19 protein-coding genes and 1 pseudogene are annotated in these 19,840 nt (G+C 30.5%); 1 reads left to right on the top strand and 19 read right to left on the bottom strand.

Annotation, left to right across the window (positions count from 1 at the left end; translation table 11 throughout):
• Nucleotides 1-16 precede the first annotated feature (16 nt).
• Nucleotides 17-1,087 (top strand): acyltransferase, encoded by a 1,071-nt coding sequence (locus E6248_RS03945; RefSeq protein ID WP_316339519.1) that lies wholly within the window; start codon nt 17-19, stop codon nt 1,085-1,087.
• Nucleotides 1,088-1,306: 219 nt separating this feature from the next.
• On the opposite strand, the gene E6248_RS03940 is transcribed toward E6248_RS03945, so the two are convergent.
• The 19 genes and pseudogenes from E6248_RS03940 to E6248_RS03855 all read right to left on the bottom strand — a co-directional run.
• Entirely contained in the window at nt 1,307-5,692 is a 4,386-nt protein-coding gene (locus E6248_RS03940; RefSeq protein ID WP_316339518.1) for an endo-alpha-N-acetylgalactosaminidase family protein, read from the bottom strand.
• 307 nt (nt 5,693-5,999) lie between these two features.
• Nucleotides 6,000-6,182: pseudogene (locus tag E6248_RS03935) on the bottom strand (hypothetical protein); the annotation flags it as partial.
• A 137-nt stretch (nt 6,183-6,319) separates the two neighbouring features.
• Nucleotides 6,320-7,114: a hypothetical protein gene (locus E6248_RS03930; protein WP_316339517.1), complete on the bottom strand. Its 795-nt coding sequence runs from the start codon at nt 7,112-7,114 to the stop codon at nt 6,320-6,322.
• A 36-nt stretch (nt 7,115-7,150) separates the two neighbouring features.
• The gene (locus tag E6248_RS03925; protein ID WP_316339516.1) at nt 7,151-9,136 is read right to left on the bottom strand and encodes a heparinase II/III family protein; all 1,986 of its coding nucleotides are present in this window, start codon (nt 9,134-9,136) and stop codon (nt 7,151-7,153) included.
• A gap of 11 nt (nt 9,137-9,147) precedes the next feature.
• Nucleotides 9,148-9,420, bottom strand: coding sequence for a preprotein translocase subunit YajC (locus tag E6248_RS03920; protein WP_316339515.1), 273 nt, complete (start codon nt 9,418-9,420; stop codon nt 9,148-9,150).
• 2 nt (nt 9,421-9,422) lie between these two features.
• Entirely contained in the window at nt 9,423-9,833 is a 411-nt protein-coding gene (locus E6248_RS03915) for a PTS sugar transporter (RefSeq protein WP_316339514.1), read from the bottom strand.
• Nucleotides 9,834-9,844: 11 nt separating this feature from the next.
• Nucleotides 9,845-10,660: a PTS system mannose/fructose/sorbose family transporter subunit IID gene (locus E6248_RS03910; protein ID WP_316339513.1), complete on the bottom strand. Its 816-nt coding sequence runs from the start codon at nt 10,658-10,660 to the stop codon at nt 9,845-9,847.
• Nucleotides 10,650-11,459, bottom strand: a complete 810-nt coding sequence (locus E6248_RS03905; protein ID WP_316339512.1) for a PTS sugar transporter subunit IIC — start codon at nt 11,457-11,459, stop codon at nt 10,650-10,652. The genes E6248_RS03910 and E6248_RS03905 overlap by 11 nt, the downstream gene beginning before the upstream one ends.
• A 16-nt stretch (nt 11,460-11,475) precedes the next feature.
• The gene (locus tag E6248_RS03900) at nt 11,476-11,973 is read right to left on the bottom strand and encodes a PTS sugar transporter subunit IIB (protein ID WP_316339511.1); all 498 of its coding nucleotides are present in this window, start codon (nt 11,971-11,973) and stop codon (nt 11,476-11,478) included.
• 41 nt (nt 11,974-12,014) lie between these two features.
• A complete protein-coding gene (locus E6248_RS03895) occupies nt 12,015-13,202 on the bottom strand; it encodes a glycoside hydrolase family 88 protein (RefSeq protein ID WP_316339510.1) in 1,188 nt (395 codons plus the stop codon).
• A 32-nt stretch (nt 13,203-13,234) separates the two neighbouring features.
• Nucleotides 13,235-13,978, bottom strand: coding sequence for a GntR family transcriptional regulator (locus E6248_RS03890; RefSeq protein WP_316339509.1), 744 nt, complete (start codon nt 13,976-13,978; stop codon nt 13,235-13,237).
• Nucleotides 13,979-14,072: 94 nt separating this feature from the next.
• On the bottom strand, nt 14,073-14,855 hold the full coding sequence (locus E6248_RS03885; protein ID WP_316339520.1) for a gluconate 5-dehydrogenase: 783 nt from the start codon (nt 14,853-14,855) through the stop codon (nt 14,073-14,075).
• A gap of 30 nt (nt 14,856-14,885) precedes the next feature.
• Entirely contained in the window at nt 14,886-15,716 is an 831-nt protein-coding gene (kduI, locus tag E6248_RS03880; protein ID WP_316339508.1) for a 5-dehydro-4-deoxy-D-glucuronate isomerase, read from the bottom strand.
• Between the two features lie 148 nt (nt 15,717-15,864).
• On the bottom strand, nt 15,865-16,806 hold the full coding sequence (locus tag E6248_RS03875) for a sugar kinase (RefSeq protein ID WP_316339507.1): 942 nt from the start codon (nt 16,804-16,806) through the stop codon (nt 15,865-15,867).
• Nucleotides 16,807-16,867: 61 nt separating this feature from the next.
• Nucleotides 16,868-17,488 carry a bifunctional 4-hydroxy-2-oxoglutarate aldolase/2-dehydro-3-deoxy-phosphogluconate aldolase gene (locus tag E6248_RS03870; RefSeq protein ID WP_316339506.1) on the bottom strand — a complete coding sequence of 207 codons (621 nt, stop codon included), beginning with the start codon at nt 17,486-17,488 and terminating at the stop codon, nt 16,868-16,870.
• A gap of 329 nt (nt 17,489-17,817) precedes the next feature.
• Nucleotides 17,818-18,048, bottom strand: a complete 231-nt coding sequence (locus E6248_RS16385) for an LPXTG cell wall anchor domain-containing protein (protein ID WP_396335124.1) — start codon at nt 18,046-18,048, stop codon at nt 17,818-17,820.
• The gene (locus tag E6248_RS03865) at nt 18,045-18,284 is read right to left on the bottom strand and encodes a hypothetical protein (protein WP_316339505.1); all 240 of its coding nucleotides are present in this window, start codon (nt 18,282-18,284) and stop codon (nt 18,045-18,047) included. Before E6248_RS03865 ends, E6248_RS16385 begins: the two co-directional genes overlap by 4 nt.
• 213 nt (nt 18,285-18,497) lie before the next feature.
• Nucleotides 18,498-18,887, bottom strand: a complete 390-nt coding sequence (locus E6248_RS03860) for a lamin tail domain-containing protein (RefSeq protein ID WP_316339504.1) — start codon at nt 18,885-18,887, stop codon at nt 18,498-18,500.
• 346 nt (nt 18,888-19,233) lie between these two features.
• A partial coding sequence (locus tag E6248_RS03855) for an LCP family protein (protein ID WP_316339503.1) occupies nt 19,234-19,840 on the bottom strand: 607 nt, incomplete at its 5' end.

The following is a 19,840-nucleotide window of genomic DNA, read 5'->3' as shown; positions in this document are numbered from 1 at the left end:
ATTAGGAGGAATACTAATGCTTAAAAACCCAGACTATTTTAATGAAATAGATTATATGAAAGGAATAGCAATAATTTTAGTTTTTATTGGACATGCTGCTACACCTTCATTTTTACCACGTCCAGATATATATGAATTTATAGTACAATTTATTTATATGTTTCATATGCCTGTTTTCTTTTTTATATCAGGTTTTCTGTCATTAAAATTATTAAATATGAATTTAAAAACACAATACTTACCTTTTATAAGAAAGAAGATTTATCGATTAGGATTACCCTTTTTAACAATTTCGATAATAACTAATGCTTTAATTGTTATTTTAAAAGAAATAACTAATTCACCTGGAGGAATTAAAGAACTAATAGATATGATAAAAGTAATTTTCTTATACCCTGAGAATGGAATAATGGGTGCCTTATGGTTTTTATATACCTTACTATTTATTAATATTTTGGCTCCATTTATCTTAAAGATTCCTATTAAGTGTACTTTAGTAATAGCTATAATGTTAAATATATTCTTTCCAAACTCCATTAGTTTTTTAGCTCTTAATAGAGTTGCTTTTTTCTTAGTTTTCTTTTTATTAGGTATTATATTTAGAAAGTTATATTCTGAGTCAAAGGTATTCTTTGAAAAAAGTTATTTTTTAATTATTTCTATTTTAATAATTGGTATTACTACATATATCTATACTAGCAATTTTTCAATTAATCCTTATTTACTTAATTTATTAATATTTATATCTGGATTTTTTGGAATAATACTAGTTTATAATTTAGCAAGAAAAATAAATTCATCAAATAGAATATTAAAAATTATTGGACAACACTCCCTAGATATTTATATTTTCTCATGGTTTTTTCAAATAGCATCAATGATTTTAATAAGTACAATACTTAAAATTGAAAATTACTCAATCTTTTTTGTAAGTAATCTTATTATAGGTTCATTATGCTTACCTTTTTCAATATATGTAATAAGAAGATTTAAATTGTTTAGAGTTCTTTTCTTAGGAAATGTTGAAGAATTAAAAATCAAAAATGAGAAATTAATAATTGATGAGAATACTGCTGATATAACTTAGAAAACAGTTCTTTTCAGTAATTCTAGAGGAATTTAATCAATAATTATTTATTTTAAATTTAGTAATTCTTGAATAATTGAATCAATAGTTATTTTAAAATTTTAATTTAGTTATTACATTATATAATATTAAAACTAAATAATGAAAATCCCTCTGATTAAAACCAGAGGGTATTTCTATACTTTTTAAATGTTTAATATTTTCTTTTCTTAATATATATTATTTTTTAGCAGTTTTAACATTCTTTGATATTGGTTTTGAAACCTCACCATTTGAATATCTACTTACTACTTTGAAACTATACTTAGTATTTTCCTTTAAACCTATTACTTTATAACTAGTTTTTCCATCTATTTCTTCAAATACCTTATCATCTTTATAAATTGTGTAACCTACTAATCCATTAGTATTACTTGGCGCTTCCCATGTTAAGTTTATCGAATCTGTGGTTACTTCATTAGCTTTTAGTTTTCTTGGTTTTGATACTACTATTTTCTCTATAACCTCTATAGTTGCCTTTGCAGTAAGAGTGCTCCCCTCAACTGTTCCATTAACCTCAAAACTTCCTGCTTCAGCATAGCTACTTGGATCTATAGCTTCCCAAGTTACATTAGCTACTTTCTTACTTCCATCAGGATACAATAAATTAACTGTAGTAGGCATCTTCGGTGCTACTCCTACATTAGTTTGAATATTAACTTCTTCTACACCACTAGGAACTAAATTATACTCAAGTATAGGACGTACGCTTTGATCAGTAGCTTCCTTTGTATTGAAATCTACTTGTGATGATCCCCCCTTTGGTACTGAACCATATACTTTAATTGTAATATTTTTATCTAAGCTATTTAGATTTGCATTTATATAATCTGTTACATCAACCTCTAATGGATTACTCATACTAGGTGTCCATTGAGTTAATAGATTTCCATCTGTTGCAGGCTTGTTATTCCAATTAATAGTTGATTCATTCCAATCATTAGTAGTTGCCATTTCAACATTTATCTTAGGTGCAGAAGGATTTATTCCTGTAGGTGTTAATACTATCTTTGCATCACTCACTGGTTCAGTGATACTACTGAAATCAAACTTAAAATAAGATTCACGTTTATAACCTGTAGCATCGTTCTTAACTTCAGCATAAGTAGCCGTACCGTAATTACTACCTGCGGAACCGCCATCACGTACATATGAATCTGCTACTGCACCTATTATAATTGAAGTTTTTGTCGTTGCAGTTACAGGTTCACTCCAATCAGTTGTTTCTGTAGCATTTTTCGCTCTCACTCTGTATGTGTGATCAGAACCTACATCAAGTCCTGAATTAACATATGGATAAGTAATATCTGAAATTACATTACCATCAATTTCAATGTCATATCCTGTTGCAAGGTCACTTTCATTCCAATTTACAGTAATTTGAGAATTACTATTTGCAATTGCTGTTAATCCTGTAGGAACTTGAAGTTCAGGTGCTGTATCTAAAACATCAATTGTAAAGTCATCAATTACAAAGTCTACCATTCCACCAACATTCTTTGTAAATGCTATATAAGTATCATCATAATCACCAGTAGCAAACGTCTTTGTAAATGTTGAATATTCTGGAGCGCTTACAGTTGAAGTAATATTCACATTAGACAAAGTAGTTTCTCCGTTATTGCCTTTCACTGAAACAGAATATGCATTATTATTTGCTGGATCAAGCATATAATTAAAACTCATTTTATATACCTTATTTGCCTCTAACTTCAAGTTGTATGGCGTTGTTCTCATATATTCACCTATTTCACCGGAACCAGTCTCTCTCATCTTCAATGAGTATTTTCCATTAATAGTGTCAGTAGTATAATCGGTATTCGTTTCTGACCTATGAATTCTATTAATTAATTTTAACTGTACAAAAGGTCCTAAACCTTCGTCATTGCTCTCAAAATCCTCAAGGAAATAATGATCGCCAAATGGTGTAGTATTCATTTCCATAATACGTACATCATCAAGATACATGTATGATTCAGGTGTTCCTGCATTGGCAGTAAAGTAAATATTCGCACTAGTACCGTCTGTTGGTACTGTAAATTCCAACTTTATTCTCTGCATATTATTTTTTTGGTATCTCAACGTGTTATAGTACTGATTTAACAGATCTGATTTTGTCATGGTGTTCTTAACTTCTGGTCCACCATAGTTATTAACACCTATTGTACCAGTTCTACCATTTACCTCCATCCAAGCAGATAATTGATAAGTTTTACCTGGTGTTAATCCTGTTATAGTCTGACTCAAAGTTGCATCTGCTCCGCTGTTTCCGCTTATATTTACATAAGTTTCACCTACTGAGCTGTTTTCTATATTAATATGGCTTGTACTTTCAATAGTTGATGAAGGTGTCCAGTTTGTAAAACTGTGACTATCAAAACCAGGCTCCTTCACTAATCCCCCATCTCCCCAAACTATTTCAGGATTAGTTTGTTCGCCTTTAGAAACAATATATGGAATATTTGCTTCGGCATCAATTGTTACCTGTCCGTCTGTTACAGTAAGATCCTTAACAAATGTTTTACCTGTATCAGATACCTGATATAGTTTTACTGAGTTCATTCCAGACCAACTGTTTGGAATCTCCCAAGTAGTTGTTCCACCTTCAGTGTTGTAATGGTATATCTTCTCCTCAGTTTTAGGATCCCACGGTATGAATAACTTAGTACTAACATTACTTACTTTTTGATTTGAAGGATTATAATTATTCTGATATACAGCAAGTTTCTTGTTGTCCTTGTATAATTCAACCACTGGGTTTTCTTCATCTGTAACTTCTTCTACATATACATTGTTTGTGAAATCAATTCTGTCATCAGTCCAATTCATAATATCAAAATTCTGCATATACTTATTAATTAAATTGTTAGTATAAAATGTTTCTATTTGATCCGTTAGGCTTGTATAATAGGTTTGGTCATCAACTCCATCATTACCGTAACCCATTGAGCCCGCATGTCTTGAATTTAAAAGCATATGGTTGAATCCATAAGAATCAGCAACACCATTTTTAATAAACCTAACGACTTTGCTCTTCATCTGTGGAACATGGTTCCATATTGCAAAATTTTCAAGTGCACCTTGGAACTCTGTAGCTACAGCTAATCCATTTTTGTTAAGTTCTGTTCCAAGCTTCCACTCAGGGTATCCTTGGAAATGATATACATCCACGTAAACCCACTTTAAGTCCGGAGCATTCTCTTTAAGTTCAGCAATTCTACCTGCTAATCCATCACTATTAAAGTTAGTAGCATCATAGTACTGATCCATTAAATATGACTGATCAAGTGAGTTCCAACCTGGCACAAGTGGTTGTCTTAGAATTTTATCACTATAATACTTAGCTTCTGGATAAGCCTCGGTAGCATTGATATGTACCCCTACCTTTGTATTATATTCTGCTGCTTCTTTAGCAAAGAAATTAAACTCGTCTAGTCCACCTGCTTTTGTATTGAAGTTATTTCCGTAGTCTGGGTGGGACGAATCATGGCCTTCTGCTTGATGGCCCTTATATTCAAGTAATTGCCCGAAGCCATCAGTTAAAAGATTTATCTTCTTTACCATATCTAATGTTCTTAAGAACGGCCATTGAGCAAGACTTCCACGGGTATAAGCTATATGTGCAAAGCTGTTTTTAACCCATTCTGAGCCCATTGGAACATCCATAATATTTCTGTATGCAATAGCACCATCCTGCCAGTCTACAGTGCTGTCATTATTTGCATCTGCTGTAATAGCTATCTTACAAGATGGAAGTTCAATAATCTCTGATTCCACTTCTCTGTATGTCCATGGTACATTCCATGCACCCATCTTCTTATATCCATTTTTGTTCTCTGTCTGGTAATAGTACCTAGTTTCCCACTTGTCGCTCAAAATCTTACCAACTGTATTTGATGCAACTGGCGTAGGGTTGTATACATTATTATATATAGTGGCTGCAAGTTGATCCGTATTTAGGAAAAGATAAGTTTTTGCCACTGGACTTTTATCAACTTCCTTAGTTTCTAATACATTATATTCTTCTTTAGAAGTGTCTGTGTAATTTACAGAGCCTTTTACGTCAACTCCTGTCTCTTTAGCTCCTGGCTGAGTGTCACGAATAGATATCAAACTCTGATTCGGTATTTCAAAGGTCATAACTTTTGTAGAACCTGTTTCTTCAATATCAGTTACCTTGAATTCCACAGTATTTTCAACAACCTTGAAATACATAGCCATTTTTACACCGATACTTGAAATCTCTAAATTATAGGTAATAGTATCGTCTGTTTTAGTACTAGTCACAGTTGGGGTATACTCTGTTCCGTTAATCTTTACAGTTGTTAGTGCATCTTCCTGTCCATACATCACCGCTCCATTTGCTAGCCATTGATATTGAATAATTCTTGGGAATTCCTCATCTACTGTTACACTTAATTCGGATGACGTAATGTTCGCTATTGTTTCTGCTTTTACCCTTATATTGGCAAATGAAAAAACCTGAGTAAAAATGAATATAAATAACATCATCGAAGCACATTTCTTAAGACTTACTTTTTTTAATTTTAAATACGTCTTTTTCATACTTTAACCACCTTAATAACTTTTATTTATTTATTTCCATATCTCACTTTACACTATCAAATCTATAATTCTTTCTGTGAAATATTTGAAAATCAAATCAAGAGCAATCGTTTAACTTTATGTGTTCAATTTTAAAGTAATCCTTTTATTAACTACTGCCTCTTCTAAATTATCTGCTGATTGAATACCATATCTTCCTTCAATTGTTTATTACGGGTGAGCTTTAATACTTAATCATTTAGAATTGATAATTTATTATTTATCAATATCTCAAATGCATATTTGTCCCCCTCTTTGGCTCTTGTTATTAAATTTTTTTCATTTTGATCTCAATATGAGATTTTAAGATATCAGTATCCTCTTTGTCCATTGCTTCACTTACCTGAGTCATACAATCTATAATGCCAACTACATCTCCATATCCTGTAGATATTCTAGAAATAGCCCTACCTTTAACGCTCTCAATCATATATCCTTCATAAATTACAGGAGAGAAGGCATCTGATTTCTAGCAAATAGTCCTTGGAGTGAAAGACTTTTTAAATAGTATTGAAAGCTTATGTTGTAGAACTTATTTGCTAAAAATCAAGAGAATATAAACAGCAATATACTTTTTTATATTATTATTTAAAAGATGTCCAACCATCCCCATGCTTCCACTTGCGTTAGAGCAGGGAATTCTGATTCATCTTCATTTTTTATTAATTTTGATAACTTTATCCATTCAACCTTAGATTTAGGAATATCAAAATATTGACATTCTGGACTATTAGTTGTTTTTAATATCATTTCTTCTCCATTTGATAATGTTAATTTAACACTTGTCCAATAACTATCATGTGGATAATCAGCTCTTAAGAATAAACATATTTTATCTATTAAAACTTCTTTTCCAAATTCAACAATTATCTCTGCATCCTTTTGCTTATTTATTCCCCAAGATTGATATGGCCATCTTCCATGTCCATCTGTTACACAAACACCATCTATTGCATTACTTGCAAAGAATACTGATTCATTTCTAGTTTCAACATTTGCAACAGCATGAGGATAAACATCAATTGTATTTTTCTGATCTGAAGGATTTAATGCTACGTTTCTATATTGCATTAGCTCCTCTTTAGTTGGTTTTTCTACAGAAAAATAATGTCTATCTCCTTCAAATGCTCCAATTGGATAAGCTCTCTTAGCTTCTTCAGCAAAAGGAAATTCATAATTCATTTCAGTATTTTTAAAATAAACTAATGATTTATCAATGCACTTATTTATCTTAACCCACAGATATTCCCCTGGATTAGAGTTTGTAATTTTTACTGATGATCCATCATCTAAAGTTCCTTTATACCCTAAATATACACGTTCTTCACTAAAGGACTCTTTAATAATTTCACCTTTTCCTGAAATCAATTGAATCTTTAACATTTCACTATACTCCTTTTTATACTATTAAAGCTACTTTTATAAAAGCTTAATTCTTTTATTATACTTATCAAAAACAGTTAACTTTCCGAAGATTCCTTCTCCTTTTTCACTATAATAGATTTTATCCCCTTTAAAAGTATCAAATCCACAATAAAATATTGAGAATTCTTCATCATCCTTTAAGCTCTTTACTTCAAATCCAATCATCTTATCTTTTTCAGCTTGTTCAGATTTACCATTTTGATGAACATATAGAGATTTAATGCTAATAGTATCCTTTTCGTAAAATGCTTCCACCTTAACGCCTCTATCTATAAATGAAGAAGCTGATACTAATTTATCATTATTACATAGATGATTATATTTATTAGAAAAAATGCTCTTTGTTTTCACAAAAGAATCTCCTTCTAAAACATCTACCACAAAACTCATGTTTTCATATTTAACAACTGCTTTTTCTCCCTCATAAATACAACTCGCTGTTGGTTCAATATTATAAATTGAACGCCATTTATGTTCACCAGGATAATCAATTTCTGTAAATACTAATACAATATTTATTTTATTTTCTAAAAAAACAGTTCTTCTGATTGTGTATAAACTTTTGTTTGAATTTTCAGTCTTTTCTTTTTCTGTAATATCAGACTTTCCAGACCATATTCCCTCTAATGCTATATAATTTCCTTTTTGATTATAGCTACTTCCTATTGGATCTTGGACTTCATCATATGAAGAATCTCCGCTAATCTTGAAGTCTTCTTTATCATCAACATCAACCGTATTATGCATCCATTGTTTCTTTAAACCTGTTCTTAATTGAGAATCATCTCTATAAGTAAACCTTCCTGGATCACCTATTATATCAGCCTTATTTAAAGTAATAGTCACACTTCCAAGAGATGCATGTCCATGAGCGCTTCCATGTCTACCATTAAATAGTGTAATTAAATGATTATTATCCTTATAGGCTAAGAATCCACTATCTATTTCTTTAAAACATCCGTTAACTGAAGTACTTGTAGAATCTTTATACTCATCCTTATACCTACTTCCAACAAATAAAATTCCTTTTTCATTTTTAGAAGGAGCTTCAGGTGCTAATCCAAGGCATCTATATATACTGTAGACATATGAAAAGTCAACATTATCGCTATCATGTAAAGAAAGCAGCTTTTCATTATGTTTTATATAAAATTGTGATGCAGCAACTAAAGGCTTTAACTTTTCTCTAATATTCATTGGTACATCGTGATTTGTATATTCAGCATGCATCATAACATATGCAGTACTTAATACAACTTCATGATGATACATAGGACTTTGCTCCCATTGTATACCGTCTTGATAAAATTGAATATTAAGCTGATCTTCTAACAGATCCCATGCCCATTTTCTATCCTTCTCATCTACGAGCTCAGGGAATAAAATAGATACTGAAAGTACACCTGTAATAAGTAAAACACCCCAGTTACTTAACAATAGCTTTGGTCTGTAATCCTTATATAAAAATTCTAAATGTATTTTAAGTGATTCTTCGAATATCTTTATTTCTTCTTCAGTTAATTCTAAATCACTTCCTAAATATACAAGACTTCTCATCCAATTTGACAATCTTATACCTGTATCAATATTACGCCAAGAATTTTTATTATACTCTGAAGGAATTCCATTATACTTTATAAAACTAAAGAGATATTCCTTCCATTTTTCTAAATACTTTGTCTCTCCTGTAAGTCTATATGAAACTGCTAAATCCACCATAAATCCATTACGATTTAGCATAAATGTCCATTCTGGATCTAAATTAGCACTTCTATTCCAATCTACTCCATCAAAAACATAAGGAATAGAAGTTGCTTCCATGTCCATAGGATCATTATAAATTATTATATTTTTACAAAGTAAATCACCTTGGAACTTTGCTCTTTTTATTTCTTTTTTACAATTTTCCTCAATTAATCGTTTCCAGTCTTCATCTAAAAAGTCATTACTATATTTATTAACTAAATCAAAAGTTATCATAATTTACATCCTCAACTTCTTCCTATAATACTAGATGGTAGAACTTTCATCATAATACCTTTACTTATTTCAATAGAGTAACCTTCGTCATCTTTCTCTTTTAAAGTTCCTAAAATACCAGAACTCAAAACCACTTTATCTCCTATATTAAGTTCATCAATAAATTTAGAATGCTTTTCATTATTTTTTCTAATACCCTTGTATTTAAGCATTGGTAAGATAATCAAATACCCTAAGAATATAATAATAATTAGTACTATAAAAATCATTTTTTCAGTATTCATCTTTATAGCATCCTACAAGATAATAATGTCATTGTTTCCTTGCTATCATTAACAGAATCTAATAATATTCCTTGAATATCTTCCTCTTCAACTTCACCAAAGCAACATTTCATTGCTAAATCTAGAACTAAAGCAAGATTAATTCCTGAAATAATATATTGATTCATTTTTCCTGATTCTAAAATTAAGCGGGCTGCTATTTGATGTGGTGCTCCACCTGTTAAATCAGCAAGAACTATAGTCTTATCATTATAATCTAATATTCCTTTTAATTTCATTTCAAATCCTTCATGAGTATCCTTTTCATCTAAATCAAGTCCAATAATATTTTCATTTTTTCCTACTAATAAAGATATCGATGATAAAATTCCACTTGGAAAATTACCGTGTCCTACAATCACTAATTTATACATTTAAAGTCCCCCTATACTAGGATTCCGAAGTATGAAAGTCCTATACCTAATACAAATAATAAAGCTAATAATTTATATGTTGACCATTTATATTTCTTTACTAATATAAATACAGCAATAGTAATCACTGCAGGCAACATATTTGGAAGTATTTTATCTAAAATTGTTTGAATAGAAACTACTTGCTCTTCACCTGAAGCAAGGGTAGTAGCATATTGTATCCCTATTTTTGCTTTTACAAAAGTAACTGCTAATGCAGAAATTACTGTAACACCTACTATATTTGCTGCATTAGAAATTTGACCAATCTTCTCACTTAAAGTATCTATTACACTAGTTCCTAGTTTATAACCTAAATAACCCAATACTAATTTAATAGATAACATTGAAACTATCATAGTTATCCAGAAAGCCATTGGAGCAAAAGCTAAGCCATCCATTGCTAATCCAGCAAAAATAGTTGAGAATAAAGGAGCTAGACCAAATTGTGCAATTGAATCTCCTATTCCTGCTAACGGTCCCATTAATGCCATTTTTATACTACGTGAATTTTCTATATCCTCACCATGATCACACATTGCAATATGCATGCTAGTTGCAAATGGTAGAGTATGAGGATTTGTATTATAAAATTCAATGTTTTCCATTGAAACTTCTTTTAATTTTTCTGGATCATTCTTATAAATCTTTCTTAGAGCCGGTAAAATTACAAGTAAATAACATGTTCCTTGATATGAATTGTAGTTAAATCCATTTTGCAAATAATAACTTCTAAGAGTTGTCTTTAAATAATCTTTTTTTGTTAATACAGGTTTTCTAGATTCCATTTGAAAAATCCTCCTCATCTCCAACATTTATAGAATTATTACTAGCTACTACACTTTGTGCTTGCTTAGTATTTAAATTATACATAATTAAGGCAAATACTGCCCCAACTAATGCTACAGCCATAGTTGGTAATCCTAAATATGATACACAAATATAACCTAATAAAACATATGGCATTAATTCTTTCTTAAGCATAACTGACATTATCATAGCAAATCCTATTGCAGGAATAAGACCTCCAGCTACTGAGAATCCTGTAATTAACCATTGTGGCAATATATCTACAAATGCTTGTAAAGCAGGTAAGCTTATAGCTGATGCAATACCAATAATAAATCCAACTACTAAAAATGCAATTAAAGTACTATTAGCAAGTAAATTATATTTTCCATACTTTCCTTCACTTATTAATTTCTTAGCATTTGCTGTTGTTCCTGAGAATGAAGTGTATATTGCAGTTGTAACCAATTGGAATAATACAGCAAATGGGAATGATAATGATAAAGCTGATTCAGGAGTAACGCCTTGACTCTTTAAAGTAATAGCCATAATTGTACCTACTATTCCAGGTCCTAATTGATTTGGAGGAACTGTACCACCAGCACCAACACCGAATCCCATAAATGCTAATTCAGCTAAAGCTCCAAAAGTTAACGCTGTAGGAATATCTCCTAAAACAATTCCAACTAAAAATGACATTACAATTGAACGATTTGTATAAATGCCAAATAATTGCCCTGCATAACAAAATGCAGTAATTAAACCTATTAAAAGTGCTTGTGTTATTGATATATCCATATTTCCTTCCCCCTAATTATAGTGCTTTATTTAAAGCCTCTATTGATTGAATTCCATCGTTTGATACAGGTGATGTCTTAGTATTGAACTTTATATTATATTTATCTCTTAATACACGTAAAGCTTCTTTATCCTCTTCTCCTAAATAAATAAATTGAGAAATCTTTTCTTTTCCTGTAGTAGCATGAATATTACCTATATTTAATTCTTCTATAGGAAACCCACCTTCAACTAATCTCAATGCATCTTTACATGATTTTACAACTGTAAAAATAGCTTGATTTGGAGCTGCTTTCCAAATAACTTCATTAGTTCTATCAATTGTCCAGAAACGCATTCCAATATTTTTGGGGATAGTTGCTTTCATTAAAGCTTGTTGAATATTATCTGTTGAAACCTTATCATTTGCAACTATTACTAAATTAACGCCTAAACTTTTAACCCATAATTGACCTTGTCCATGTATTAATCTTTCATCAATACGAACCATTTTTATATTTGGTTTATTTTCCATAGTTATTCCTCCACTAATTAGCGTTTTATATAATTTAATTTTTACCAATACATTTCCCAATCCTTGTAGAATCTAATTAAAGACTCCATATAGAAGTAGTCACCCCATATATTCCCTTCATCTACCCCCTTCCCTGAATGCCATGAATAAACTCCATGATTAATAAGTGCTGTAGCTCCGTCAGTTAAATCATCAGTGTAATTATTTATTAAACTACCTAACATTGAATGTTGTATATATCTATAAACATTCTTCATTTCATTAGTTTCTGGTAAAAACTTATCCATTAAATTAAAACCACAAACTGCAATAGCTGCTGAAGATGAATCTCTTGATTGTCCAGAACCATCATTAAAAATCAAGTCCCAATAACATACAAAATCTTCTGGTAATCTATTTATAAAATAATTTGCTACCGCTTCAAAAATATTTATATTTTCTGTATTCATATCATAGAAATAGTTTAATGCTATTCCATATATTAACCAAGCCTGTCCTCTTGCCCAGCTTGAATCATCAGAATATCCTTGTCTCGTCTTACCTCCAACCGGTTCTCCTGTTTCTGGATCAAAATAAAATGTATGAAATGCTGATGCATTATCTCTGATTGCATTGTCAATTGTTGTTTTAAAATGTTTTTTAGCAATCTCTCTATACTTTTCATCTCCAGTTACATCTGTTGCCCAATATAATAGTGGTATATTTAAAAGGCAATCCACAATTAATCTATAATTATCACGAACCCCCAGTTCACCCCATGCCTGTATAAATCCTCCAACATTTTGATAACGTTTAACTAAGGCATCTGCAGCCATAATTGCTGCATCATATGCCATTTTATTACCGGTCAATTTATAAGCACTAACGCATGAAGGTATATAAAGAAATCCTAAATCATGGTGTTCAACTTCAATATTATTTAAAATTCTATTATAAAATGATTCAACATGCTTTTCTGCTAAATCTCTATATTTTTTATCATTTGAATATTCATATGCCAACCATAAGATTCCAGTCCAAAACCCACTAGTCCATTCTGTATTATTCATAGAATCATAGGTGTTATTCTTAGTGGCTGGGCAAGGAAAGTTTTCTCCAAAGACTTCAATATTTCTATCTATCTTTTTTATACATGTATCTAATGCTTCCTTAACGGTTTCCTTTGATAAAAAACCACAATTAAAATACCGTTCACTACGAAGTAATGGTTCTTTTTCAATTTTTTTCATATTTTAAAAACTCCTTAATGTCTATTTTTTAATTAGACATTATCTTCAGTTTGAATTTCTATAGAATAAAATTTATAATGTAAATGGCTTCGTACAAATTCAAATGGTATTTGTGCAGGATAATAAGTAATTCTTTCCGTCTTATAAACTGGTGTATTTTTATCTATAGATAAAGCTTCATACACATCATTTTCCAAAATCGGAAACTCAACTTCTATTTTTTGCTTCATTGGTAAAGTCATCAAGTTTATTCCTAAAGCTTTGTTTAATTCATCAGAAAGTCTATCACTTTCTGCTAGACTACTATAGTTAAAATCCTTTAAATACTTCTTAGGAATATAGCTATTTTGAAATTTCCATGGAGTATCATTAATGTAACCTACACGACAAAAATGAACCAAAATCTCATCAGATTTAACATTTAATTTTGTCGCAATTTCTTTATCTTTTATTTCTCTGACAAATAATATCTTTTTACTTTCTATGATTTTATCCTCTGAATACTTACTCTTAATCTCTTCAATTATTGGGCTACCTTCATCGAAGAAAGCACGTCTATGCTTAAAATTTTTCCTTACATACGTACCTTCTCCTTGTTTTCTTATAAGGTAACCACTTAAAACTAAATCCTGAAGAGCTCTAACAACAGTTGTACTACTTACATTATAAAGTTTCTTTAATTCTCCCTCTGAATAAATTTTATCCCCAGGTTTAAATTTTTTTTCTTCAATCATCTGAATAATGTCTTGTTTTATAATTTCATATTTTGCAATCATAACTCTTATCTCCTTAATAATATAACATGTTAATATAATATCATATTATAAGTTATATTATATAGGCATTCAAGTTTACATAACTTATAATCGATTATGCTTCTGGTTGTTTTCCTATAGATGCTAATATACCTCCATCTACATATAAAATATGACCATTCACAAAGTTAGAAGCATCTGATGCTAAGAATACTGTAGGTCCAATTAAATCATTTGTATTTCCCCAACGAGCTGCTGGTGTTTTAGAAATAATAAAATCATTAAACGGATTTCCTTCGACTCTTAATGATGCTGTTTGTGGTGTTTCAATATATCCTGGCCCTATACCATTACATTGAATATTGCTTTCACCATATTCTGCACATATATTTTTTGTTAGCATTTTTAATCCACCCTTTGCTGATGCATATGCACTAACAGTTTCACGACCTAACTCACTCATCATAGAACATATATTAATTATTTTTCCATGTCCTTTTTTTATCATAGATGGTATTACTGCTTTAGAAACAATAAATGGTGCATTTAAGTCTACATCTATAACTTTTCTAAAATCAGCTGCTGTCATCTCAATCATTGGAATACGTTTTATTATTCCTGCATTGTTAACTAATATATCAACAACTCCAACTTCATCTTCTATTCTTTTAACTAAAGCTTGTACAGCATCTTCATCAGTAACATCACATACATAGCCTTTTGCATCTATGCCATTTTTCTTATATTCAGCTAAACCTTTATCAACTAATTCTTGATTAATATCATTAAAAACTATTTTGGCTCCTGCCTTTGCCAATCCAGATGCAATTGCATACCCTATTCCATAAGATGCACCTGTTACTAATGCTATCTTTCCATCTAATGAAAAGCTATCCATACTAAATAAATTCACTAATTTCACCACCCCTTATTTTAATTCATCCATAGAAACCATATCCATATCATCATACGTAATGTTTTCTCCACACATTGCCCATATAAATGTGTAATTACTTGTACCTACTCCTGAATGTATTGACCAACTTGGAGAGATAACTGCTTCTTCATTTCCAACAACAATATGTTTAGTTTCATCTGGTTTACCCATTAGATGAAATACCTTAGTATCTTCATTCATGTCAAAATATAAATATGTTTCCATACGTCTTTCATGAGTATGACATGGCATTGTATTCCATGCACTACCTTCTTCAAGAACTGTATATCCCATTTGTAATTGACAACTTTCGCATACATTTGGATGAATATATTGGAATATTTTTCTCTTATTTAATGTTTTTCCTTCTCCAACAACTCTTGGTATAATTTTATCAATGCTTATTTTCACATTTGGATATTTATGATGTGCTGGTGTTGAAACTACATAGAATTTCGCTAAGTTATTTGAATCATTTGATTTAAATATAACTTGCTTAGTTTCCTTTCCAATATAATATCCATCTTGTTTTTTCATTTCTTCTTCTTTTCCATCAATAATAATTGATCCAGGACCACCTATATTAATAATCCCAAGTTCACGACGTTCTAAGAAGTAATCTACTCCAAGTTCTTTTGAAAGAACTATTTCTAGAGGCTTGTCCTTAGGTGTCACCCCTCCAAATATCTGACGATCATAATGTAGATAAGTCAAACATACTTCACCAGGCACAAATATTTTTTCTTGTAAAAATTCCCCTCGCAGTTCTTCTGTTGAATAATGCACTATATCCTTAGGGCTATGTGCATATCTAGTTTTCATCTCAACCACTCCTTTTAAGTTCTTAACAGGTTAACACATTAACCTGTTAAGACTATAATACCTCTTTACGAAATCGTAGTCAATAACTATTCAGAAAATTTTTACAAATAAAGAAAATAAATATATGAAATTTCTCTTTTTTATCTACTTACCTTACTTCTTTTATGAAATTCATTAACTCATCTTGCGTAGGTAATCCCTCATTATCACTTGAATTCATCACTTGAATCGCACCTATTGCGTTTCCCCTTATAGCACAATCTCTAATTGATAATCCTTCTAATTTCCCACTTAATACTCCTACAGCAAATCCATCCCCAGCTCCTACAGTATCTACTACTTTTTCAACTTTAAACCCTGGTACGTTAAAACTGTTATCACCACTTCTTACATAAGCTCCTTTACTACCATTCTTTATAATAACTTCCTTGATACCAAGACTTTGATAGAAATCAGCTATTTTCTCTACATCATCGCTTCCAGTCAATATTAGTCCTTCCGTAATACCAGGTAATATTAAATCACATTTTTTTGATAAATCATTTATAACTTTAATCATAACTTCTTCATTTTCCCATAAAGCTGGTCTTAAGTTTGGATCAAAAGTTACATACACCCCACTTTCTTTTGCCCTATTAATTAAACTATATGTTGCTTTCCTACAACTTACTGATAAGGCAGGTGGTATTCCAGTTACATGAAGAAGTTCAACGCCATCAAAATTAACTTTATCAACATCTTCTGGGGTAATATGTGAGAATGCTGATCCCTTTCTGTAATAAGCAGTTTCAGGATCTCCATTAGAAACTATATTTTTTAGCATTAGTCCTGTTTTATTTAAACTATCAAAGCTAATAAATTCTGTACCTATGTTCTCTTTATTAATAAAATTTTTAATATATATACCTAAGGGGTCATCTCCTATTCTTGTTATATATGATACTGTATGCCCTAATCTTACAAGTCCTGTACAAACATTAAGTTCTGCACCAGCTACTGATTTTTCAAATAAATTTACATTCTCTAATTCCCCTTCTTCTCTAGCTATAAAAAGAGCCATTGGTTCTCCAAATAATAATACTTTACTCATCTTATAATTTTCTCCCTAATATCCTTAATAACATAAAATAACTATTTATTCTCTAAAACTTTTATTTAACAGCTTGTATTAATTTTTCACAACGTTCCTTTAATAAATCAAGATTAGATGCATTTATTCCTTTAGTTAAATATCCACCAAATCCTGCAGCATACGCTCCATTTTCAAACCATTCTTTAACATTCCTATCATCTACTCCACCAGTTGGCATCATTTCTATAAATGGCATTGGAGCCTTAATTCCCTTAATCATCTTCATTGAAATACAATCCCCTGGAAATAACTTAACTACATCGCTACCAGATAAATATGAGTTATAAACTTCTGTTGGTGTTGCAGCTCCCATTGAACAAAATACATCTTTTTCTCTACAAAAACTTCCTACCTCTTCTACTATACAAGGTGATACTATAAAATCTGCTCCATTATCTACTGCAAGCTTTGCTTGTTCTTTAGACAATACAGTTCCAGCTCCAACAAGCGCATCAGGAAACGTTTTCTTTAAATCACAAATTAATTTTTCTGCATTTGGAAGACTAAATGTGACTTCTAAAGATGTAATTCCTGATTCTACAAGAGTTTTACATATAAGCTGTGCTTCTTCAATATCATTCCCCCTAATTACTGCAATTAATTGTCCACTCATTAACTTCTTTACTTCTTTCTTGTTCATATACCTCTCTCCTCTGCTTATATTTTATAAAAACTTATCTTCATAATGATAAAAATATATTTATGCATATGTTTTCATTTAAACTAAAATTAATAATTACTTCATATCAACTTAATACCCATTTGGTTAAATGTCATTAAAACTATATAAATATTCAGCTACTGTTATTACGACAACTTAACACGTTAACCTATTATCATTATACGTTTACTGTTATTTACTGTCAATGTTGAACTATACTTTATTTACAAATAAAATATATGCCTCAAGGCATCAGACTTTGAGATTTCCAAACATTCTGATACCCTGAGGCATTATTTTATCTTTATTTATTTTTTATAACTTAATACTTTTTTCTTAGCTAGTATTAATCCAGCTCCAATTAATGCTAATGCTCCTAAAGCAAGATATATAACTGATTCACTGCCTGTTTTAGGTAAGTCATCTTTATTGAAATCATCTAGGCTATTACCTGAATTAGAGCCATAATCTGATCCAGAATTTGAATCTGAGTTATATCCAGAGTTTGCTCCTCCGTTGTTTCCGTTACCAGAATTTATCCCATTGTTGCTTCCACTTCCAGATCCTGAACCTGTATCTCCGTTATTTCCACTATTATTTCCAGAGCTTGTCCCGCCATTGTTACTGCCCTCATTTCCACCGTTGTTTCCGTTACTAGAGTCTGTCCCATCATTACTTCCATCTCCAGGACTTGTTCCACCGTTGTTGCTTCCACTATTATTTCCGCCATTGTTGCCGTTATTATTTCCGTTGTTATTGCCACCATTATTCCCATTATTATTATCTTCTCCTGGAGTAGATCCCCCTACTTTCTTAACAGTGATAGTTCTTGTAGCTACTTCTGTTCATAAATACTAGTAGTAAGTCTTAAAGCTCTTGCCCCACTGTTAGCCATACCACCATTGTATAATTCAAATAAATTCTCATTTAACTTTAGATTAGTTTTAAAATTCTTATTAAAATCATCAGCTGTTAAATCATTGTTGCTTCAATTATTAATCCAAAAAACAACTGTCGCTCCACTTTTAACTTTAACATCATCATTAATATCCACCCATAATACATCACTAGCATCACCCTTGTCTGGATAATTGTAATATAATTTATAATCCTTTAAGCTCACTTCTCTGTTTGAGTTATTATAAACCTCAATAAACTCATAAGCATCTGCTCCATTAACATTTTTAGAATCTGGTAATATCTCAGTAATAAGTAATTCTGGATTTTGCACCTTATTTAGCTTAACATTATTTTCAGTATTACTTGCTGCCAATAACGTTCTTGAGCTTACCGCCATAGTCTCCAGTGGTGTTGTACAAATTAAAGCCGTTAGTCCTAAAATAAATAATTTGCTTCTATATAACTTTCTTTTAGCCATAATATCCTCCCTTAATGTAGCATTATGTAATTTTCATAAGCCATCTAATAGGGATTCTATCATAGATAATTTTTCTCATATATCACAACTATGTAAAATCATGTAAAGAATATTTAACCATTATTATATTTATTTAACAAATACGTAATAAATTAATATATTATATATAGTAACAGTTTATCTGGTGGTTTAATTAAAATATATAAGTACATGCTACTAGCCACACTACTTCCCCTATAAAAAACTACTAATTAAAATTTTTATAAATTTCATTATTTTTCGATTGTCAATGGTTTTAATTTTATCGTAAAATTATTTTTTGTTCATAACTTAAACCTTTTAAAATTTATTTATCATTAAATATGTACTCATTAATACTCTCTTTTACACTATCTAAATCAAAGGTTAAATAATATACTCCATCTATTATTTTTCCCTCGCCTTCATTATCCCTTGGAAATCTGTTCTGCTCTAATTTATTTATTGAAAATTCAGTAAATTTAGTGCCTATCTTTAATAAATCGCTTGTTGACATATTAGTTTGAACAAAGGGCAAAAACTCATTAACTAATTCAGGATACTTAGTAAAAGGTATATTTTTTAGCTTATTAAAAATAGCATTTATAACAGTCCTTTGTCTTTCTGCTCTTTTAGAGTCTCCACCTGATGCATATCTAATCCTAGAATAAGCTAAAACTTGATTACCATTTAGAAGCTGTTCACCAGAAGAAGTCATTCCTGGTATATATGAAACCTCCTCTTCTGTTATATCAATATTAATTCCACCTATTTTATCAATAATATTTATAAGAGAATTAAAATTAACTGCTATAACTTCTTTTATATTCAAATCGAAATTTTCATTTAAAGTTCTAACAGCTAACTCAGCACCACCATATGCATAAGCATGATTTATCTTATCCATTCCATATCCATCAATATTAACATAGGAA

It is taken from the genome of Clostridium sp. (assembly GCF_032552055.1).
GTDB lineage: Bacteria > Bacillota > Clostridia > Clostridiales > Clostridiaceae > Clostridium.
This window is presented reverse-complemented; position numbering and strand designations above follow the sequence as displayed.

Excerpts from the sequence above, each read along its gene's own strand:
- E6248_RS03945 (WP_316339519.1), top strand. The coding sequence starts at position 17 with ATGCTTAAAAACCCAGACTATTTTAATGAAATAGATTATATGAAAGGA.
- E6248_RS03940 (WP_316339518.1), bottom strand. The coding sequence starts at position 5,692 with ATGAAAAAGACGTATTTAAAATTAAAAAAAGTAAGTCTTAAGAAATGT.
- E6248_RS03930 (WP_316339517.1), bottom strand. The coding sequence starts at position 7,114 with ATGTTAAAGATTCAATTGATTTCAGGAAAAGGTGAAATTATTAAAGAG.
- E6248_RS03925 (WP_316339516.1), bottom strand. The coding sequence starts at position 9,136 with ATGATAACTTTTGATTTAGTTAATAAATATAGTAATGACTTTTTAGAT.
- E6248_RS03920 (WP_316339515.1), bottom strand. The coding sequence starts at position 9,420 with ATGAATACTGAAAAAATGATTTTTATAGTACTAATTATTATTATATTC.
- E6248_RS03915 (WP_316339514.1), bottom strand. The coding sequence starts at position 9,833 with ATGTATAAATTAGTGATTGTAGGACACGGTAATTTTCCAAGTGGAATT.
- E6248_RS03910 (WP_316339513.1), bottom strand. The coding sequence starts at position 10,660 with ATGGAATCTAGAAAACCTGTATTAACAAAAAAAGATTATTTAAAGACA.
- E6248_RS03905 (WP_316339512.1), bottom strand. The coding sequence starts at position 11,459 with ATGGATATATCAATAACACAAGCACTTTTAATAGGTTTAATTACTGCA.
- E6248_RS03900 (WP_316339511.1), bottom strand. The coding sequence starts at position 11,973 with ATGGAAAATAAACCAAATATAAAAATGGTTCGTATTGATGAAAGATTA.
- E6248_RS03895 (WP_316339510.1), bottom strand. The coding sequence starts at position 13,202 with ATGAAAAAAATTGAAAAAGAACCATTACTTCGTAGTGAACGGTATTTT.
- E6248_RS03890 (WP_316339509.1), bottom strand. The coding sequence starts at position 13,978 with ATGATTGCAAAATATGAAATTATAAAACAAGACATTATTCAGATGATT.
- E6248_RS03885 (WP_316339520.1), bottom strand. The coding sequence starts at position 14,855 with ATGGATAGCTTTTCATTAGATGGAAAGATAGCATTAGTAACAGGTGCA.
- kduI (WP_316339508.1), bottom strand. The coding sequence starts at position 15,716 with ATGAAAACTAGATATGCACATAGCCCTAAGGATATAGTGCATTATTCA.
- E6248_RS03875 (WP_316339507.1), bottom strand. The coding sequence starts at position 16,806 with ATGAGTAAAGTATTATTATTTGGAGAACCAATGGCTCTTTTTATAGCT.
- E6248_RS03870 (WP_316339506.1), bottom strand. The coding sequence starts at position 17,488 with ATGAACAAGAAAGAAGTAAAGAAGTTAATGAGTGGACAATTAATTGCA.
- E6248_RS03865 (WP_316339505.1), bottom strand. The coding sequence starts at position 18,284 with ATGGGAATAATGGTGGCAATAACAACGGAAATAATAACGGCAACAATG.
- E6248_RS03860 (WP_316339504.1), bottom strand. The coding sequence starts at position 18,887 with ATGGCTAAAAGAAAGTTATATAGAAGCAAATTATTTATTTTAGGACTA.